Raw genomic sequence first — 18,518 nt, 5'->3', positions numbered from 1 at the left:
CGGGCCTGCGCCCACCAGGTAGACTTCGCCCGGTGCGTGCGGCGGCGCGCCGTTGATTTTCTCCACCAGCAGACGCTCGGCTTCATCGCCCTGCCCGGCCAGTTGCCGATCAGCAATCGGGCCCTGGAAGACATCTTCCCAGAACGCGCGACGTTGCTGCACATCCGGGAACAAGCCTTTGACCTGGCTGCGAAACCGCGCCGCCAGCCCGGCCAACTGGCCGTAAGTCGACGGAATCCAGGTTTCCAGCTTGGCCCGGATCAGCCGTGCCAGCACCGGCGCATCGCCGCCGCTGGACACTGCGATCACCAACGGCGAACGGTCGACAATCGCCGGAAAGATCACGCTGCACAAGGCCGGCGCATCCACCACATTGACCGGTACGCAACGACGCCGGGCATCGCTGGACACTTGCGCGTTCAGCGGCTCGTCGTCGGTCGCCGCGATGATCAGGGTGCAACCGTCGAGGTCGGCCTCCTGATAACCACGCAAAATCAGTTCACCGCCACTGCCCTGCACCAGTTCACGCAACTGGTCTTCAATCTGGGGAGCAACCACCCGCAACAACGCGCCGGCGTCGGCCAGCAGCCGGGATTTGCGCAAGGCAATCTCCCCGCCACCGACGACCAACACACGACTGCCGCGCAGGTTATGAAACAGCGGCAGAAATTCCATTTAGCCGATGACCTCAACGCCCGCCATGTACGGCTTGAGCACTTCAGGCACGCGGATCGAACCGTCAGCCTGCTGGTAGTTTTCCAGCACGGCCACCAGGGTACGGCCTACTGCCAGGCCCGAACCGTTGAGGGTGTGGACCAGCTCGGGCTTGCCGGTTTCCGGGTTACGGAAACGCGCCTGCATGCGACGGGCCTGGAAATCACCGCAGTTGGAGCACGACGAAATCTCGCGGTATTTGTCCTGGCTCGGCACCCACACTTCCAGGTCGTAAGTCTTCACGGCACTGAAACCCATGTCGCCGGTGCACAGCGCCAGAACGCGGTACGGCAGCTCCAGCAGTTGCAGGACGCGTTCGGCGTTGGCGGTCAGGCCTTCCAGCGCTTCCATGGAAGTCGACGGCTCGACAACCTGCACCATCTCGACCTTGTCGAACTGGTGCTGGCGAATCATGCCGCGGGTGTCGCGGCCCGATGCACCGGCTTCGCTGCGAAAGCATGGCGAGTGGGCGACAAACTTGATCGGCAGCTGCTTGGCGTCGAGGATTTCCCCGGCCACGATATTGGTCAGCGACACTTCGGCGGTCGGGATCAGGTACAAGTCGGCTTCGCCATCGCGGCTGATCTTGAACAGGTCTTCCTCGAATTTCGGCAGCTGGCTGGTGCCCATCAGCGCCGGAGCCTGGACCAGGTACGGGGTGTAAGCCTCTTCGTAGCCGTGCTCGCCGGTGTGCAGGTTGATCATGAACTGCGCCAGGGCGCGGTGCATGCGTGCAATCGGGCCACGCAGCAAGGCAAAGCGCGCGCCGGACATTTTGGCCGCCGTTTCGAAGTCCAGGCCACCGGTCAGTTCGCCCAGGGCGACGTGGTCCTTGATCTCGAAATCGAAGGCTTTTGGCGTGCCCCAGCGACGGACTTCGACGTTGCCGTCTTCGTCTTCGCCGATCGGCACGGATTCGTGCGGCAGGTTCGGGATGCCCAGCAGGATCGAGTCCAGTTCGGTCTGGATAACGTCCAGCTCGACTTTGCCGGAAGCCAACTCGCCAGCCATACGCTCGACGTCCGCCATCAACGGCGCGATGTCTTCGCCGCGCTGCTTGGCCTGACCGATGGATTTGGAACGCGCATTACGCTCAGCCTGCAGTGCTTCGGTGCGGGTCTGGACGGTCTTGCGCTGTTCTTCCAGCGCTTCGATGCGCGCAACATCCAAGGCAAAGCCACGGGATGCCAGGCGGTCCGCTACGTCCTGAAGGTTGCTACGTAACAGTTTGGAATCGAGCATGTCGGTCTCTCGTTTATCAAAGTTTGGTCAAGGACAGGCCAGCCCAGGTGGCGAGCAGCCCGCCGAACACGCTGACGGCCAGGTACCCGAAGGCGACCGGTGCCTGCCCGCTTTCCAGCAGGCGTAGCGTGTCCAGTGAAAAGGATGAAAAGGTCGTCAGACCGCCTACAAAACCGACAATCAAGCCGGCACGAATCTCAATCGGCACTTCCGGGCGAAGCAGAAACCACCCGTACAACAAGCCGATGATCAAACAGCCCACCAGGTTGACCGCCAGGGTCGCCGCATAAAAATGCTTCGGCCAATTGGCGCTGACCCACGTGCTGGTGGCGAAACGCAATAATGTACCAGCGATGCCGGCCACGGACACGGCAAGAATCGTTCTGAGCACTACTTTCTCCGCTGTTTCGGACTGAGCCGGTCAAGTTGGGCGAGGTGATTGAGCTTTTCGCCGATCTTCAGCTCCAGGCCGCGGGGCACCGGCTGGTAGAACGGCTGCGGCTCAAGGTCATCCGGGAAGTAATCTTCGCCAGCCGCATAGGCGTCCGGCTCATCGTGGGCGTAGCGGTACTCATCGCCGTAGCCGAGTTGCTTCATCAGCTTGGTCGGCGCATTGCGCAGGTGCAGCGGCACTTCCAGGGAACCATGCTCGGCGGCAGCACGCAGGGCGGACTTGAAGCCCATGTACACCGCGTTGCTCTTCGGTGCGCAGGCCAGATAGGTGATGGCCTGGGCCACCGCCAACTCGCCTTCCGGGCTGCCCAGGCGTTCCTGCACTTCCCAGGCGGCCAGGCACAGGCTCAGCGCACGCGGGTCGGCATTGCCGATATCTTCGCTGGCCATGCGCACCACGCGCCGGGCCAGGTACAGCGGGTCGCAACCGCCGTCGATCATCCGCGCAAACCAGTACAGCGCGCCGTCGGGGTTGGAGCCGCGCACAGATTTGTGCAGCGCGGAAATCTGGTCGTAGAACGCTTCGCCGCCCTTGTCGAAACGCCGGCGGGTGTCGCCCAACAGGCTCTGCAGCAAGTCGACGCCGATTTCGCTGCCATCCTCGGCCAGGTCGGAAGCGTTTTCCAGCAGATTGAGAAAACGTCGACCGTCGCCATCCGCAGCAGTCAGCAGGATCTTGAAGCCTTCCTCACTGACACTCAACTGGCGCTTGCCCAGGCCCTTGTCTTCGTTCAGCGCACGCTGCAAGAGCTTCTGCATCGCGGCTTCATCGAGGCTCTTGAGCACATAGACACGCGCCCGGGACAGCAAGGCATTGTTCAGTTCAAAAGACGGGTTTTCGGTGGTGGCACCAATAAAGATCAGCGTGCCGTCTTCGACATACGGCAAGAACGCATCCTGCTGCGACTTGTTGAAGCGATGCACTTCGTCGACGAACAGGATGGTGCGCTTGCCGTACTGCCCGGCCTGCTGCTTGGCGACTTCCACCGCCTGGCGGATCTCCTTGACCCCGGCCAGCACCGCCGAGACCGTCTCGAAGTGTGCATCCGAGACTTTTGCCAGGAGCCGCGCCAGGGTGGTTTTACCCACGCCCGGCGGCCCCCAGAAAATCATCGAGTGCAGCGCACCCTGCTCAAGGGCCTCGCGCAAAGGCTTGCCGCGGGCGAGCAGGTGTTCCTGCCCGACGTACTCGTCCAGGTTGGTCGAGCGCAGGCGCGCCGCCAGAGGCTGAGCAATCGGGTCACTTCGAAACAGGTCCATGGGCAGCGTTTGAAACCTCTGGGCAGTTTATTCCTGGATCACGTCGGCACCCTTCGGGATGTCGAACTTGAACTTGGATGCCGGTACCGGCTGGTTGGCCTTGACCCCGGAGAACAGGATATCGGTGCGCTGGCCGACGCTGTCAATCAGACGCATGTTGTTGATCACGCCGTTGCCAAACGACAGGGACAGCGTGTCAAAGAGCGTGTCCTTGGATTTCGGCTTAAGGGTGAATTCAATCACGTTGCTGGTCTGCTTGGAGGTAATGTCGAAGCTGTCGTTGATCTTCGACACATCGCCCGACAGCAACAGCGCTGGCGTCTGGTTCAGGCGCGGGTCGAGCTTCTTGATGGTCGCCTGCTCCAGGTCCGGGTCCCACAGGGTGACTTTTTGGCCGTCAGAGACGATGGTCTGCTCGGCCTTGCCTTCTGTGTGCCAGTAGAACAGCCCTGGACGCTGTACAGCCATCTCGCCGGCGGTTTCCTGCAACTGGGTGCCACCGGCATCCAGCGTGAGCTGGGAGAAGCGCGCGGTCAGGGTCTGGGATTTGTCCAACAGGTTTTTCAGGCTGGCGACGGAAGCCGGGTCAGCATGAGCCGAAACAGCAGTCAGGGCCAATGCAGGCAACAACAGCATGCGGATAAGACGCATGGGAGTCCTCTTAGATTCGGTTGCAAGGCGTGCCGCGTGTTGCCACGCGGCACGTAATCAGTCACGCATCTGCGCTGGCGCAATCACTTCGCGCGAGCCGTTGGTGTTCATCGAGGTGACCACGCCGGCCATTTCCATGGCTTCGATCATGCGGGCAGCGCGGTTGTAGCCAATCTTCAGCTTGCGCTGTACGGCGGAGATCGAGGCGCGGCGGCTTTCAAGCACGAACTGCACCGCTTCGTCGTAGAGCGCATCGGTCTCGGCATCATCGTCGCCACCGCCGCTGCCACCGTCGAAGCCGCTGCCGGCCTCTTCGACGCCGGCGAGGATGTCGTCGTTGTATTCCGGGGCGCCACGCAGTTTCCAGGCTTCCACCACACGGTGCACCTCATCGTCGGAGACGAACGCGCCGTGGACACGGATCGGCAAACTGGTGCCCGGCGGCATGTAGAGCATGTCACCGTGGCCCAGCAGTTGCTCGGCGCCGCCCTGGTCGATGATGGTCCGGGAATCGATCTTGCTCGACACCTGGAACGCCATGCGGGTCGGGATGTTGGCCTTGATCAGGCCGGTGATCACGTCCACCGACGGACGCTGGGTCGCGAGGATCAAGTGGATCCCGGCGGCCCGCGCCTTCTGGGCGATACGGGCGATCAGCTCTTCGACCTTCTTGCCGACGATCATCATCATGTCGGCAAATTCGTCGACCACCACCACGATGGTCGGCAATTTGGTCAACAGCGGCGCTTCGTCGTGGATGCTTTCACGCTTGTACAACGGGTCGGTCAGCGGCGTGCCGGCGTCCTGGGCTTCCTTGACCTTGGCGTTGAAGCCCGACAGGTTACGCACACCCATCTTCGCCATCAGCTTGTAGCGCCGCTCCATCTCGGCAACGCTCCAGCGCAGGGCGTTGGCCGCATCCTTCATGTCGGTCACCACCGGGCACAACAGGTGTGGAATGCCTTCGTAGATGGACAGCTCAAGCATTTTCGGGTCGATCATGATCAGCTTGGCGTCATCCGGGCCCGACTTGAACAGGATCGACAGGATCATCGCGTTCACACCCACCGACTTACCGGAACCGGTGGTACCGGCAACCAGCAAGTGAGGCATTTTCGCCAGGTCGGTGATCACCGGCTTGCCGCCGATGTCGTGGCCCAGGGCCAGGGTGACCGGCGACTTGAAGTTGTCGTATTCCGGGGTCGACAGCACTTCGGAGAAGCGCACGATCTGCCGGTCTTCGTTGGGAATCTCGATACCGACGGTGGTCTTGCCCGGAATCACTTCCACCACCCGCACGCTGGTCACGGCCAGCGAACGCGCCAGATCCTTGGCCAGGTTGGAAATGCGGCTGACCTTGACGCCGGCAGCCGGCTGGATTTCGTAGCGGGTAATCACCGGGCCCGGGTGGATCGAATCCACCGAGACTTCGACGCCGAATTCCTTGAGCTTGATTTCCAGCAGGTGGCCGACGGCCGCCAGGGATTCGGGGGAATAATTGAGCTGTTTCTTTTCCGCAGGATCAAGAATCGAGATCGGCGGCAAGGTGCCTTCCACGGCGCTGTCGACAAACAACGGCGCCTGTTTCTCTTTCTGCACGCGGTGGCTCGGCTCGGGGGCCTTCGGCGGCGCAGGGGCAATCACCGGCGGCACTTGCTTCTCGCGGTCCGACATGTGCTTGGTCAGGGCCTGCTCGCGTTCGATCAGGCGTTCCTTGACCTTGGCCTGCTCACGCCGGTCCGGCGTGCTCGGGGCTACCACCTCGTTGACGCGGGTATCCACCTCGCGCAGTTGCGCAACCATGCGTTTGCGGTCCACCCGGGCCGACCACCAGCGATTGGCGGCGCCCTGGAACAGTTCGAGCAGGTCGAGGGTGATCTTGCCGGTCACGTCCATGACCTTGAACCAGGACAGGTCGGTAAACACGGTGAGGCCGAACAGGAACAGCGCAATAAACATCAGGGTGCTGCCCTGGATGTTCAGGGTCCTGCGGGCCAGGTCGCCGAGGCTTTCGCCCAAAGCGCCGCCGGCACCGGCCGGCAGACCGGTAGGTGCATGGAAATGGATATGGGCCAGGGCCGCGCCGGACAACACCAGGAACACCAGGCCGATCAGGCGCCAGGAGAAAAGCCAGCCGCTCCATTGCCACGGCTCGTGACGCTGGCGGAAGATCTGCCAGGTCTTGATGGCCAGCAGCAACGGGAAGATGTAAGCGAAGTAACCCAGCACCATGAACAGGATGTCGGCGCTGTAGGAGCCGGCCGGACCACCGAAGTTCTGCACGTCTTCGATCTTGCTGTTGTGGCTCCAGCCTGGATCGTCCTTGCCATAGGTGAGCAAGGCCATCATCAGGAACAGGCACAGCGCGCCGATGGCGATCAGTGCACCTTCCTTGAGTCGGTAGTGCAGGTGCTGGCGCCAGGCGGGCACGACTGCGGCTTTAGGTGTTGCGGCGGATTTCTTCAAAACGGGTCTTTTCCTGCGCCTTTAGCGCGTCCATCTGTTGAATGACTGCAAAACACTGCCCAATCCGGGCAGGTAAAAAATGAACGAGTGCCAGTGGAGCTACTTTTAACACCCTGCTACTGATTCATGAAACGGCGATAACGCCCCAATGGCCGCATTGTACGGGTTTGTGCGCGCGATGCCACGCACTTGGCCTACGTTACACAGCATAGCCAATGTTCAATTTCATAACGTTCAATTTGAGCATGCATTGTCTTTACTGACAAAGGCTTATGAGCTGTTTTTGCCAATCCAGGCTAGCTTGCCGACCGACGTACGCGATTACGACCACGCCCCCGGCATAGAGTTGCAGAAACACCCGTTCATGCTTATCTGCATCGATCCCATGTTCGGGCTAGCCCCAGAGCGTTTCGTCGACAATAATCACAGCTCTTGCAACGGACAACATCGCCGTTACCGCCCTCCCCTTCCGTAAGCCTGGATGCCATGCTGACCTGGTTACAACGCAACACCCTGACCTTCCCACCGCTGGCCAAGGCCATGCGCGAACCCAATGGCCTGCTCGCGGCCGGTGGCGACCTGTCGGCCGACCGCCTGATCCAGGCCTACCGTCACGGCTGTTTTCCCTGGTTCTCGGAAGGCCAGCCCATCCTCTGGTGGTCGCCCGACCCGCGCACCGTACTGTTTCCCGATGAGCTGCACGTTTCCCGCAGCCTCGGCAAATTGTTGCGCCAGCAGCGTTACACAGTGACTTTCGACCAGGACTTCACTGCGGTCATCCAGGCGTGCGCGGCGCCGCGCAGTTATGCCGATGGCACCTGGATCACCGAAGCCATGCAGAACGCCTACCTGCAACTGCACCAGCGCGGTTATGCGCATTCGGTGGAGGTGTGGGACGCGGGCGAACTGGTGGGCGGCCTGTACGGCCTGGCGATGGGCCAGTTGTTTTTCGGCGAGTCCATGTTCAGTCGCGCCGACAACGCCTCGAAATACGGCTTTGCCACCCTGGTTCGGCAACTACAGGCCTGGGGCTTTGTGCTGATCGACTGCCAGATGCCCACCGATCACCTGCACAGCCTCGGCGCCCGCGCCATTCCCCGCAGCGACTTCGCCAACTACCTGCGCGACCATTTGGACCAAACCAGCTCTGCTCCGTGGGTTTCCTAGGCGACTTCCCCGCACCTGGCTTACACTTATTTCAAAGCTTATCCGAGGGTTGATCATGACCGAGCTGGCGCGTTTGAAGTTTTATGCCACTCAACCCCACTCATGCAGCTATCTGCCCGATGAGCAGGCCACCACGCTGTTCCTCGACCCCAGCCAGCCGATGGACGTGCATGTGTATGCCGATTTGTCGGAAATGGGCTTCCGGCGCAGCGGCGACCACCTTTACCGGCCGCACTGCCAGAACTGCAACGCCTGCGTACCGGCGCGCATCCCGGTGGCGCAGTTCCTGCCGGACCGCAACCAGAAACGCATCCTGAAGCGCAACGCCGACCTGACCGTTACCGCCACCAAACCCGGCTTCAGCGAAGAATATTTCGACCTTTACCAACGCTACATCGAACAGCGCCACGCCGACGGCGACATGTTCCCTCCCAGCCGCGACCAGTTTTCCACCTTCCTGGTGCGCGACCTGCCCTTCTCGCGCTTCTATGAGTTTCGGCTCGAGGGACGACTGGTGGCGGTCGCCGTGACTGACCTGCTGCCCAATGGCCTGTCGGCGGTCTACACCTTTTATGAGCCCGCCGAGGAACGGCGCAGCCTGGGACGCTTTGCGATCCTGTGGCAGATCGGTGAAGCCTTGCGCCTGGAATTGGAGGCGGTGTACCTCGGATACTGGATAAAAAACTGCAAAAAGATGAACTACAAGACCCAATATCGGCCCATTGAGCTGCTAATTAACCAAAGATGGGTCACGTTGAACTAGAACCTCTTGGCTTAAACACCCTTTTTCGGGCACAATGCACGCCGCTTTTGCCTGGCGCAGTTGCACCGGGCCATTCACTGGATACCGAGGGCTTTACTGCATGTCGAAAGAAGACAGCTTCGAAATGGAAGGCACTGTCGTCGACACCCTGCCCAACACCATGTTTCGTGTGGAGTTGGAAAATGGGCACGTCGTAACCGCGCATATCTCCGGCAAGATGCGCAAGAACTACATTCGTATTCTTACCGGTGACAAAGTGCGCGTCGAACTGACGCCCTATGACCTGAGCAAAGGGCGCATCACTTACCGCGCCCGTTAATCAAGTCAATACAAAACGCCCGGTTATGCCGGGCGTTTTTGTGTGCGCGCGATTTACCTGAAACCAGCAAGCCCGCTCCCACATTTGATCTGCATCGGTTTCAAGACAGCAAAAAGGCGCCTCTCGGCGCCTTTTTGTTTTGTTGCGTCAGCTATCAGGCCATTTCAGCCGTGGTTTCGAAGTCGAAGGTCAACTCGCCGTCCTTCAGATCGATATGCACCACGCCACCATGGTCTGCCAGTTCGCCGAACAGGATCTCTTCCGCCAGTGGGCGCTTGATCTTGTCCTGGATCAGGCGAGCCATTGGCCGAGCGCCCATTGCCGCGTCGTAGCCACCTTCCGCCAGCCAGTTGCGCGCCGCGTCCGAGACTTCCAGCTGCACGCGCTTGTCTTCCAACTGCGCCTGGAGCTCGGTGAGGAACTTGTCCACCACGCTTTTGATGACCTCATGGCTGAGGCGACCAAACTGGATGATGGTGTCCAGGCGGTTGCGGAATTCCGGCGTGAAACTCTTCTTGATCACTTCCATGGCGTCGGAAGAGTGATCCTGATGAGTAAAGCCAATGGAAGCCCGCGCGGCCGTTTCGGCACCGGCATTGGTGGTCATGATCACGATCACGTTGCGGAAGTCCGCCTTGCGCCCGTTGTTGTCGGTCAGGGTGCCGTGGTCCATGACCTGCAACAGCAGGTTGAAGACTTCCGGGTGCGCCTTCTCGATTTCATCGAGCAGCAGCACGCAATGTGGCTGCTTGGTGATCGCCTCGGTCAACAGGCCGCCCTGGTCGAAGCCGACATAGCCCGGAGGCGCACCGATCAGGCGCGACACGGTGTGACGCTCCATGTACTCGGACATGTCGAAACGCACCAGCTCGATCCCCATGGCCTTGGCCAATTGCCGCGCCGCTTCGGTCTTGCCGACGCCGGTAGGCCCGGCGAACAGGAACGAACCGACCGGCTTGTCCGGCGACTTGAGGCCAGCGCGGGACAGCTTGATCGCGGTGGACAGCGAGTCGATGGCTGCATCCTGACCAAACACGGTCAGCTTGAGGTCGCGCTCCAGGTTACGCAGCAGCTCCCGATCGGAGGTGTTGACGTGTTTTGGCGGAATCCGCGCGATCTTCGCCACGATATCCTCGACCTGAGGCACGTCGATGCGTTTCACACGCTTCTCTACCGGCTGCAGGCGCTGGTAGGCACCCGCCTCGTCGATCACGTCGATAGCCTTGTCCGGCATGTGCCGGTCATTGATGTAGCGCGATGCCAGCTCGGCGGCTGCACGCAGCGCCTCATCGGTGTACTCGATGCCATGGTGCGCTTCAAAGCGCCCCTTGAGCCCGCGCAGGATGCCAATGGTGTCTTCTACCGAAGGCTCGGACACATCCACTTTCTGGAAGCGGCGCGCCAGGGCACGGTCTTTTTCGAAGATCCCGCGGAATTCCTGGAACGTGGTCGAACCGATGCAACGGATATCGCCCGAAGACAGCAGCGGCTTGAGCAGGTTCGACGCATCCATCACGCCACCGGAAGCAGCACCGGCACCGATGATGGTGTGGATTTCGTCAATGAACAGGATCGCCTGCGGGCGTTTTTTCAGCTCGCCGAGCAACGCCTTGAAGCGCTTCTCGAAATCGCCACGGTACTTGGTCCCGGCGAGCAATGCGCCCAGGTCAAGGGAGTAGACGACGCTGTTGGCCAGCAGGTCGGGCACCTGGTTATCAACAATGCGTTTGGCCAGGCCTTCGGCAATCGCGGTTTTACCCACGCCTGCCTCACCGACCAACAACGGGTTGTTCTTGCGGCGACGCGCCAGGATCTGCGCCACGCGCTCAACTTCCAGCTCACGCCCCACCAGCGGATCGATCCGCCCCTGGCGCGCCAGTTCGTTGAGGTTGCTGGCATAAGCGTCCAGCGGGTTGCTCGAAGAAGAAGACTCACCGCCCTCGTCATCCTGCATATCCTGCTCACCTTCCGAGTGATCGCCATGCCCCGGCACCTTGGAAATGCCATGGGCGATGTAGTTGACGACATCAATACGGGCAACGCTTTGCTGCTTGAGCAGGAACACAGCCTGGCTTTCCTGCTCGCTGAAGATCGCCACGAGCACATTGGCCCCTGTGACTTCGCGCTTGCCGGAGCTCTGTACGTGGAAAACGGCACGCTGCAGTACCCGCTGGAAGCCCAGGGTTGGCTGGGTCTCGCGGTCCTCGTCATGAACGGGGATCAACGGCGTGGTGGAGTCGATAAACTCCTGCAGGTCATGCTTGAGTTTGTCGAGATTGGCACCACACGCACGCAGTACGGTGGCGGCAGCTTCGTTATCCAAAAGTGCCAGCAGCAGGTGTTCGACGGTCATGAATTCATGACGCTTCGAACGGGCCTCCTTGAAGGCAAGATTGAGGGTGACTTCGAGCTCGCGGTTTAACATAGCTTCACCTCATACCCAAGTGGTCGGAGTTAACCGTCCTTCTCGATTTCACAGAGTAGCGGATGCTGGCTTTCCCTGGCGTACTGGTTGACCTGCATGGCCTTTGTCTCGGCGATGTCGCGGGTAAACACTCCACATACTGCCCGTCCTTCTGTGTGAACGGCCAGCATTACCTTGGTCGCCAACTCGCGGTTCAGGTTAAAAAACACCTCGAGTACTTCGACGACGAAATCCATCGGTGTGTAGTCATCATTGAACAAAACCACCTTGTACATCGGCGGCGCCTGTAAAGCAGGCTTGGCCTCCTGGACAGCAATGCCTGCAGAACCGTCGTCGTCTTCTTGATGATCCGGGCGATCCTGATTGAATGTTAGTCGAATCTGGCTGATTGCATGCATGGAAAGAAAGGTTCGTCAGTGGTTCAAATACAGTGGTGGGGGCGACCTGTCAGAATTTCAACTCTGACCGACTGGTCGCCTTGACTATCGGCAAATCAGTGTTACAACCAATAGAACCCACAGTGGGTAAAAAAGGTCCGCGCAGTCAACCTTATTTATTCGGGTTAGGACGGATAAACTGGATGATACTCCAGTGATGGAGTCTGGTGCAGAGGGATATGGGCATGGCGAGCGGTAAGGTCAAGTGGTTCAACAATGCCAAGGGTTACGGCTTCATCAACGAAGACGACAAGACTGACGACCTATTTGCGCATTACTCGGCTATCCAAATGGATGGCTACAAGACACTAAAGGCAGGGCAACCGGTTTCCTTCGACATCATTCAGGGACCCAAGGGCTTGCACGCAGTGAATATCAGCGCTCCAGTCAGCGCCACTACCCCCAAAGAGGGCGTCGCTCAAAAATCAAAAAGACAGCTGGCCTGATCAGCCACTGAGCAAACGCTCTAAAAAAAACCGGCCCATCAGGCCGGTTTTTTTACGCCCCTGTATCAGCTTACATATGCGAAATCAGCGCATCCCCGAACGCCGACGACGACAGCAACTTGGCGCCGTCCATCAAGCGGTGGAAGTCATAGGTCACGGTCTTGGCCGAAATTGCGCCGTTGGTGCCCTTGATGATCAGGTCGGCCGCTTCGGTCCAGCCCATGTGGCGCAACATCATTTCCGCCGACAGGATCAGCGAACCCGGGTTGACCTGGTCCTTGCCGGCATACTTCGGCGCAGTACCGTGGGTGGCTTCGAACATCGCCACGGTGTCGGACAGGTTGGCGCCCGGCGCAATACCGATACCGCCCACTTCCGCCGCCAGTGCGTCGGACAGATAGTCACCGTTAAGGTTAAGGGTGGCGATCACGTCGTATTCGGCCGGGCGCAGCAGGATCTGCTGGAGCATGGCGTCGGCAATGGCGTCCTTGACCACCACATTCTTGCCGGTGCGCGGGTTCTTGAATTGCATCCACGGGCCGCCATCCAACAGGGTCGCGCCGAACTCTTCGGCCGCCACTTCGTAGGCCCATTCCTTGAAGGCACCTTCGGTGAACTTCATGATGTTGCCTTTGTGCACAATGGTCAGCGAGTCGCGGTCGTTATCCACGACATACTGCAAGGCCTTGCGCGCCAGGCGCTTGGTGCCTTCCAGGGACACCGGCTTGATGCCGATCCCGCAGTTCTGGTCGAAACGGATCTTGGTGACGCCCATCTCTTCCTTCAGGAACTTGATGACCTTGATCGCTTCCGGGGAGCCGGCTTTCCACTCGATGCCGGCGTAAATATCCTCGGAGTTCTCGCGGAAGATGGTCATGTCCACATCGCCTGGCTTCTTGACCGGGCTTGGCACGCCTTCGAACCAGCGCACCGGGCGCAGGCACACATAAAGGTCGAGCTGTTGGCGCAGGGCAACGTTCAGCGAACGGATACCGCCACCGACTGGGGTGGTCAGCGGGCCCTTGATGGAAACCACGTAGTCCTTGACCGCATCCAGGGTTTCCTGGGGCAGCCAGGTGTCCTGGTCGTAAACCTGGGTGGCCTTTTCGCCGGCATACACCTCCATCCAGGAGATTTTGCGCTTGCCGCCATAAGCCTTGTTAACAGCTGCATCGACCACCTTGATCATCACCGGGCTGATGTCGACGCCAATACCGTCACCCTCGATGAAGGGGATGATCGGGTTGTCAGGAACATTGAGAGAATGGTCTGCATTGACGGTGATTTTGTCGCCGACTGCCGGAACCTGAATCTTCTTGTATCCCATGCTGAACTCCATCTATGGATTGAACATCTGGCTGCGTTCGAGCCTACTCCAGATAAATGAGGACTGAAACCTCAGGCCCTGCACATTTGCGTCGAAAACAGCACATTTAGCGGCCTACAAGCTTGAAAGCAAAGGGAAAAGCGCCAATCTTGAGCACATCATGCGACTTTAGGCGCAACCCGCTGCCTGCGACCTTTAGACCAATGGACGACACACCTTTTGTATGAAGGCTCGGCGTAAGCATAGCGACCTATGTATAATGCCGCCGCTGACCAAAGAGTCACGACGGCCGACCGCTCTAGACAGACGCCCTCCGCCAGAAAAGCCGAGCTACTACAGTAGCTCACCCGCTTGACGCTCGACTGATGCAACCCAACATCACCGCGAAGAAACTTCGACATTTCGCTCATGGATGACTTTGAACGAACGCGCTTTACCCGGCGCATCTCGAGTTTCTGCGCATGCTTTCAGCAAAGAAGAGAGTTAATCCGAATATGCCCACCCGCTCGAAGATCATCTACACCTTCACCGACGAAGCCCCAGCCCTCGCCACCTATTCACTGCTACCTATCGTAGAGGCCTTCACCGCTTCCGCTGATATTGCCGTGGAAACCCGCGACATTTCCCTGGCCGCGCGCATCCTCGCAAGCTTCCCCGAGCAACTGGGCGCCAAGGCCGTGCCGGACCACCTCGCCGAACTGGGCGACCTGGCCGTTACCCCTGAAGCCAACATCATCAAGCTGCCGAACATCAGTGCCTCGACCCCTCAGCTGCAAGCTGCGATCAAGGAACTGCAGGCCCAGGGCTACGCCCTGCCGGACTACCCGGAAACCGTAACCACCGACGCGGAAAAAGAAACCCGTGCACGTTACGACAAGGTCAAGGGCAGCGCCGTGAACCCGGTACTGCGCGAAGGCAACTCCGACCGCCGCGCCCCGCTGTCGGTCAAGAACTACGCTCGCAAGCACCCGCACAAAATGGGCGCCTGGGCTGCCGACTCCAAGTCCCACGTTGCCCACATGAGCACCGGCGACTTCTACGGCAGCGAGAAAGCCGTTCAGATCGAAGGCGCTGATGCCGTCAAGATCGAACTGATCGCCAAGGACGGTACTGCTACCGTGCTGAAGGAAAAAACCAGCGTACAAGCTGGCGAGATCATCGACACCGCCGTGCTGAGCAAGAAAGCCCTGCGCAGCTTCATCGCCGCTGAAATCGAAGACGCCAAGAAACAAGGCGTGCTGCTGTCGGTTCACCTGAAAGCCACCATGATGAAGGTTTCCGACCCGATCATGTTCGGCCAGATCGTTGCCGAGTTCTATAAAGACGCGCTGGCCAAGCACGCTGTGGTGCTGGAGCAGATCGGCTTCAACCTGAACAACGGCATCGGCGACCTGTACGCTCGCATCAAGGCCCTGCCGGCCGATCAGCAAGCGCAGATCGAAGCCGACATCCAGGCGGTATACGCTGCTCGCCCTTCCCTGGCGATGGTCAACTCCGACAAAGGCATCACCAACCTGCACGTGCCGAGCGACGTCATCGTCGACGCCTCGATGCCTGCCATGATCCGTGACTCCGGCAAGATGTGGGGCACCGACGGCCAGCTGCACGACACCAAGGCGGTGATCCCGGATCGCTGCTACGCCACTATCTACCAGGCAGTGATCGAAGACTGCAAGGCCAACGGCGCCTTCGACCCAACCACCATGGGCAGCGTGCCAAACGTTGGCCTGATGGCGAAAAAAGCCGAAGAGTACGGCTCCCACGACAAGACCTTCCAGATCAAGGCTGACGGCGTAGTCCGCGTCACCGACAGCAAGGGCAACCTGCTGATGGAACAGGCTGTTGAAGCCGGCGACATCTTCCGCATGTGCCAGACCAAAGACGCGCCGATCCAGGACTGGGTCAAACTGGCCGTCAACCGCGCCCGCGCCAGCAACACCCCGGCCATCTTCTGGCTGGACCCACAGCGCGCGCACGACGGCGTCGTGGTCGAGAAAGTTCAGGCTTACCTGAAAGACCACAACACCGAAGGCCTGGACATCCGCATCATGTCGCCAGTCGACGCGATGAAGTTCACCCTGGAGCGCACCCGCAAGGGCCTGGACACCATCTCGGTGACCGGCAACGTTCTGCGCGACTACCTGACCGACCTGTTCCCGATCATGGAACTGGGCACCAGCGCCAAGATGCTGTCGATCGTGCCGCTGATGAACGGTGGCGGCCTGTTCGAAACCGGCGCTGGCGGCTCGGCTCCGAAGCACGTGCAGCAACTGGTTGAAGAGAACTTCCTGCGCTGGGATTCCCTGGGCGAGTTCCTCGCCCTGGCCGCATCCCTCGAGCATTTGGGTGTGACGTACAACAACCCGAAAGCCCTGGTACTGTCCAAGACCCTGGACCAGGCCACCGGCCAGTTCCTCGACAACAACAAGTCGCCATCGCGCAAAGTCGGCAACATCGACAACCGCGGCAGCCACTTCTACCTGGCGCTGTACTGGGCTCAAGCCCTGGCGGCCCAGACCGAAGACACTGCATTGCAAGCGCAGTTTGGCGAACTGGCCAAGACCCTGACCGCGAATGAGGCAACCATCGTTGCCGAGCTCAACGCTGTCCAGGGCAAGCCAGTGGACATCGGTGGCTACTACGCACCGAACGCCGAGCTGACCAGCAAGGCCATGCGCCCAAGCGCCACCCTCAACGCGGCAATCGCTGCGCTGGTGTAAGGTTGTAAGGATGCAAAGAAGCCCCGGCCCTGTGCCGGGGTTTCTGTTTCTGGACATGGCGCTTTTATTGAAGAAACCCAATCAAAATGTGGGAGCGGGCTTGCTCGCGAATGCGGTGGATCAGTCAATACCTCTTTAACTGACACGCCGTATTCGCGAGCAAGCCCGCTCCCACACTGAATGCAATCGCGCCTGAAGACAGCGTTACACCTTGAATCGAGGCACTTTATGACCTGGCTCCCCCACATCACCGTCGCCACCATCGTCGAAGACAACGGCCGCTTCCTGATGGTCGAAGAACTCAAGGGCGGCCGCGCCGTGCTCAACCAGCCCGCCGGCCACCTCGACCCGAACGAAACCCTGACCGAGGCCGCCGTGCGCGAAACCCTCGAAGAGACCGGCTGGGACGTCGAAGCCACCGGGATTGTCGGGATTTACCTGTACACCGCTCCCAGCAATGGCGTGACCTATCAGCGCGTATGCTTCATCGCCAAGGCCCTGCAACACCACCCGGACTACCCACTGGACGACGGTATTCTGCGCGCCCGCTGGCTGACCCGTGACGAATTGATGGCCCTGCGCGAAGACTGGCGCAGCGAGCTGATTATCCGCTGCATCGACGATTATCTGGCCGGCCAGCGCCACAGCCTCGAATTGATCCGCCCTTCTCTTTAGCCTTGCAGACGCGAGCCTGCTAGAATCGCGTCCTTTTTAAAGACTCCCGTTGAAATCCTATGCGTGATCCAGCCCCTTCTGACACACAAAAGAAGCGCGTCATCGTCGGTATGTCCGGCGGCGTGGATTCTTCCGTTTCCGCCGTTCTGCTCATGGAGCAGGGTTATGAGGTGGAAGGCCTGTTCATGAAGAACTGGGAAGAAGACGATGGAACGGAATATTGCACCGCCATGGACGACTTGGCGGATGCCCAGGCCGTCTGCGACAAAATCGGCATCAAGCTGCACACCGCCAACTTCGCCGCCGAGTACTGGGACAACGTGTTCGAGCACTTCCTGGCCGAATACAAGGCCGGTCGCACGCCGAACCCGGACATCCTGTGTAACCGCGAGATCAAGTTCAAGGCGTTCCTCGACTACGCGATGATCCTCGGTGCCGACCTGATCGCCACTGGCCACTACGTGCGCCGTCGCGACATCGATGGCCGCACCGAGCTGCTCAAGGGCCTTGACGCCAACAAGGACCAGAGCTACTTCCTGCACGCCGTCGGCGGCGAACAGATCGCCAAGACCCTGTTCCCGGTGGGCGAGCTGGAAAAGCCCGAAGTGCGCGCCATTGCCGAGAAACACGGCCTGGCCACCGCCAAGAAGAAGGATTCCACCGGGATCTGCTTTATCGGCGAGCGCCGTTTCAGCGACTTCCTCAAGCAGTACCTGCCGGCGCAACCGGGCGAGATCAAGACCACCGAAGGCGAGATCATCGGCCGTCACCACGGCTTGATGTACCACACCATCGGCCAGCGCCAGGGCCTGGGCATCGGCGGCTTGAAAGACGCCAGCGAAGAGCCGTGGTACGTGCTGGTCAAGGACCTGGAGCACAACGAGCTGATCGTGGGCCAGGGCAATGACCACCCATGGCTGTTCTCCCGCGCCCTGCTGGCCTCGGACATCTACTGGGTCAACCCGGTTGACCTCAGCAGCCCGCGCCGCCTCACGGCCAAAGTGCGCTATCGCCAAAGCGACCAGCCCTGCACCCTGGAAAAAACCGCCACCGGCTATCGCGCCACCTTCGACGACCCGCAGCGCGCCGTAACGCCGGGCCAATCGGTAGTGTTCTATGACGGAGAGATTTGCCTGGGGGGCGGTGTGATCGAAGTTGCCGAACCCTGGAGCAGCCCGGCATGAGCCCGACCCAGGAGCAACTGACGGCACTGGGCGGCGTGTTTCTCGCCGCGGTGCTGGTGGACAAGATCGCCAAGACCGGCCAGGTCACCGAGGCCGGCCTGACCTGCATGCTCGGCAGCCTGCTGATCCGCGACCCGAAGGACACCCTGGAAGTGTACGGCGGCGACGACCTGGCCCTGCGCGAAGGTTATCGCGCACTGGTCGGCGCCCTCGAGCGCGACCCAAGCACCTTGCAGCGCGAGCCGCTGCGCTACGCCCTGTCGATGCTC

17 protein-coding genes are annotated in these 18,518 nt (G+C 60.3%); 8 read left to right on the top strand and 9 right to left on the bottom strand.

The window, feature by feature from the left end; genetic code table 11:
- From HX846_RS04385 to ftsK, 6 genes are all read right to left on the bottom strand, one after another.
- Nucleotides 1–675: bifunctional precorrin-2 dehydrogenase/sirohydrochlorin ferrochelatase (locus HX846_RS04385; RefSeq protein WP_306173105.1), on the bottom strand; the 675-nt coding region annotated here is incomplete at its 3' end.
- Nucleotides 676–1,956 (bottom strand): serine--tRNA ligase, encoded by a 1,281-nt coding sequence (gene serS / locus HX846_RS04380; RefSeq protein WP_003219618.1) that lies wholly within the window; start codon nucleotides 1,954–1,956, stop codon nucleotides 676–678.
- Nucleotides 1,957–1,972: 16 nt separating this feature from the next.
- Nucleotides 1,973–2,347, bottom strand: a complete 375-nt coding sequence (gene crcB / locus HX846_RS04375; RefSeq protein ID WP_003219617.1) for a fluoride efflux transporter CrcB — start codon at nucleotides 2,345–2,347, stop codon at nucleotides 1,973–1,975.
- Complete coding sequence (locus HX846_RS04370) at nucleotides 2,347–3,669, bottom strand: replication-associated recombination protein A (protein ID WP_003219616.1); 1,323 nt, start codon at nucleotides 3,667–3,669, stop codon at nucleotides 2,347–2,349. Before HX846_RS04370 ends, crcB begins: the two co-directional genes overlap by 1 nt.
- Before the next feature lie 27 nt (nucleotides 3,670–3,696).
- The gene (gene lolA, locus HX846_RS04365) at nucleotides 3,697–4,320 is read right to left on the bottom strand and encodes an outer membrane lipoprotein chaperone LolA (protein ID WP_003219615.1); all 624 of its coding nucleotides are present in this window, start codon (nucleotides 4,318–4,320) and stop codon (nucleotides 3,697–3,699) included.
- 57 nt (nucleotides 4,321–4,377) lie between these two features.
- Complete coding sequence (gene ftsK / locus HX846_RS04360; protein ID WP_003219614.1) at nucleotides 4,378–6,786, bottom strand: DNA translocase FtsK; 2,409 nt, start codon at nucleotides 6,784–6,786, stop codon at nucleotides 4,378–4,380.
- 486 nt (nucleotides 6,787–7,272) lie between these two features.
- Between ftsK and aat the strand changes: the two genes are divergently transcribed.
- The 3 genes from aat (at nucleotide 7,273) to infA (ending at nucleotide 9,035) form a co-directional block, all read left to right on the top strand.
- A complete protein-coding gene (aat, locus tag HX846_RS04355) occupies nucleotides 7,273–7,953 on the top strand; it encodes a leucyl/phenylalanyl-tRNA--protein transferase (RefSeq protein ID WP_177050798.1) in 681 nt (226 codons plus the stop codon).
- 55 nt (nucleotides 7,954–8,008) lie between these two features.
- Nucleotides 8,009–8,716: an arginyltransferase gene (locus HX846_RS04350; RefSeq protein WP_003219609.1), complete on the top strand. Its 708-nt coding sequence runs from the start codon at nucleotides 8,009–8,011 to the stop codon at nucleotides 8,714–8,716.
- 100 nt (nucleotides 8,717–8,816) lie between these two features.
- On the top strand, nucleotides 8,817–9,035 hold the full coding sequence (infA, locus tag HX846_RS04345) for a translation initiation factor IF-1 (protein WP_002553999.1): 219 nt from the start codon (nucleotides 8,817–8,819) through the stop codon (nucleotides 9,033–9,035).
- A 154-nt stretch (nucleotides 9,036–9,189) separates the two neighbouring features.
- Here the strand turns inward: infA and clpA are convergent, their stop codons facing one another.
- Nucleotides 9,190–11,460 carry an ATP-dependent Clp protease ATP-binding subunit ClpA gene (clpA, locus tag HX846_RS04340; protein WP_003219606.1) on the bottom strand — a complete coding sequence of 757 codons (2,271 nt, stop codon included), beginning with the start codon at nucleotides 11,458–11,460 and terminating at the stop codon, nucleotides 9,190–9,192.
- 29 nt (nucleotides 11,461–11,489) lie between these two features.
- Nucleotides 11,490–11,858 carry an ATP-dependent Clp protease adapter ClpS gene (gene clpS, locus HX846_RS04335; RefSeq protein WP_003219604.1) on the bottom strand — a complete coding sequence of 123 codons (369 nt, stop codon included), beginning with the start codon at nucleotides 11,856–11,858 and terminating at the stop codon, nucleotides 11,490–11,492.
- A 224-nt stretch (nucleotides 11,859–12,082) separates the two neighbouring features.
- Here clpS and cspD point away from each other — a divergent pair, with 224 nt between their 5' ends.
- Nucleotides 12,083–12,343 carry a cold shock domain-containing protein CspD gene (gene cspD / locus HX846_RS04330; protein ID WP_023658953.1) on the top strand — a complete coding sequence of 87 codons (261 nt, stop codon included), beginning with the start codon at nucleotides 12,083–12,085 and terminating at the stop codon, nucleotides 12,341–12,343.
- 70 nt (nucleotides 12,344–12,413) lie between these two features.
- Here the strand turns inward: cspD and icd are convergent, their stop codons facing one another.
- Entirely contained in the window at nucleotides 12,414–13,670 is a 1,257-nt protein-coding gene (gene icd / locus HX846_RS04325) for an NADP-dependent isocitrate dehydrogenase (RefSeq protein WP_003219599.1), read from the bottom strand.
- 494 nt (nucleotides 13,671–14,164) lie between these two features.
- On the opposite strand from icd, the gene HX846_RS04320 reads away from it, so the two are divergent.
- From HX846_RS04320 to HX846_RS04305, 4 genes are all read left to right on the top strand, one after another.
- Nucleotides 14,165–16,390 carry an NADP-dependent isocitrate dehydrogenase gene (locus tag HX846_RS04320; RefSeq protein ID WP_008431567.1) on the top strand — a complete coding sequence of 742 codons (2,226 nt, stop codon included), beginning with the start codon at nucleotides 14,165–14,167 and terminating at the stop codon, nucleotides 16,388–16,390.
- Nucleotides 16,391–16,618: 228 nt separating this feature from the next.
- Nucleotides 16,619–17,065, top strand: coding sequence for an NUDIX hydrolase (locus HX846_RS04315; RefSeq protein WP_008431568.1), 447 nt, complete (start codon nucleotides 16,619–16,621; stop codon nucleotides 17,063–17,065).
- Between the two features lie 59 nt (nucleotides 17,066–17,124).
- Nucleotides 17,125–18,249: a tRNA 2-thiouridine(34) synthase MnmA gene (gene mnmA, locus HX846_RS04310; RefSeq protein ID WP_178965026.1), complete on the top strand. Its 1,125-nt coding sequence runs from the start codon at nucleotides 17,125–17,127 to the stop codon at nucleotides 18,247–18,249.
- A partial coding sequence (locus HX846_RS04305; RefSeq protein ID WP_178965025.1) for a DUF489 family protein occupies nucleotides 18,246–18,518 on the top strand: 273 nt, incomplete at its 3' end. The genes mnmA and HX846_RS04305, both read left to right, overlap by 4 nt.

The sequence above is a fragment of the Pseudomonas sp. K5002 genome, assembly GCF_013386655.1.
Lineage (GTDB): Bacteria > Pseudomonadota > Gammaproteobacteria > Pseudomonadales > Pseudomonadaceae > Aquipseudomonas.
The sequence above is the reverse complement of the archived record's forward strand: the minus strand, read 5'-3'. Positions and strand labels throughout refer to the sequence as shown.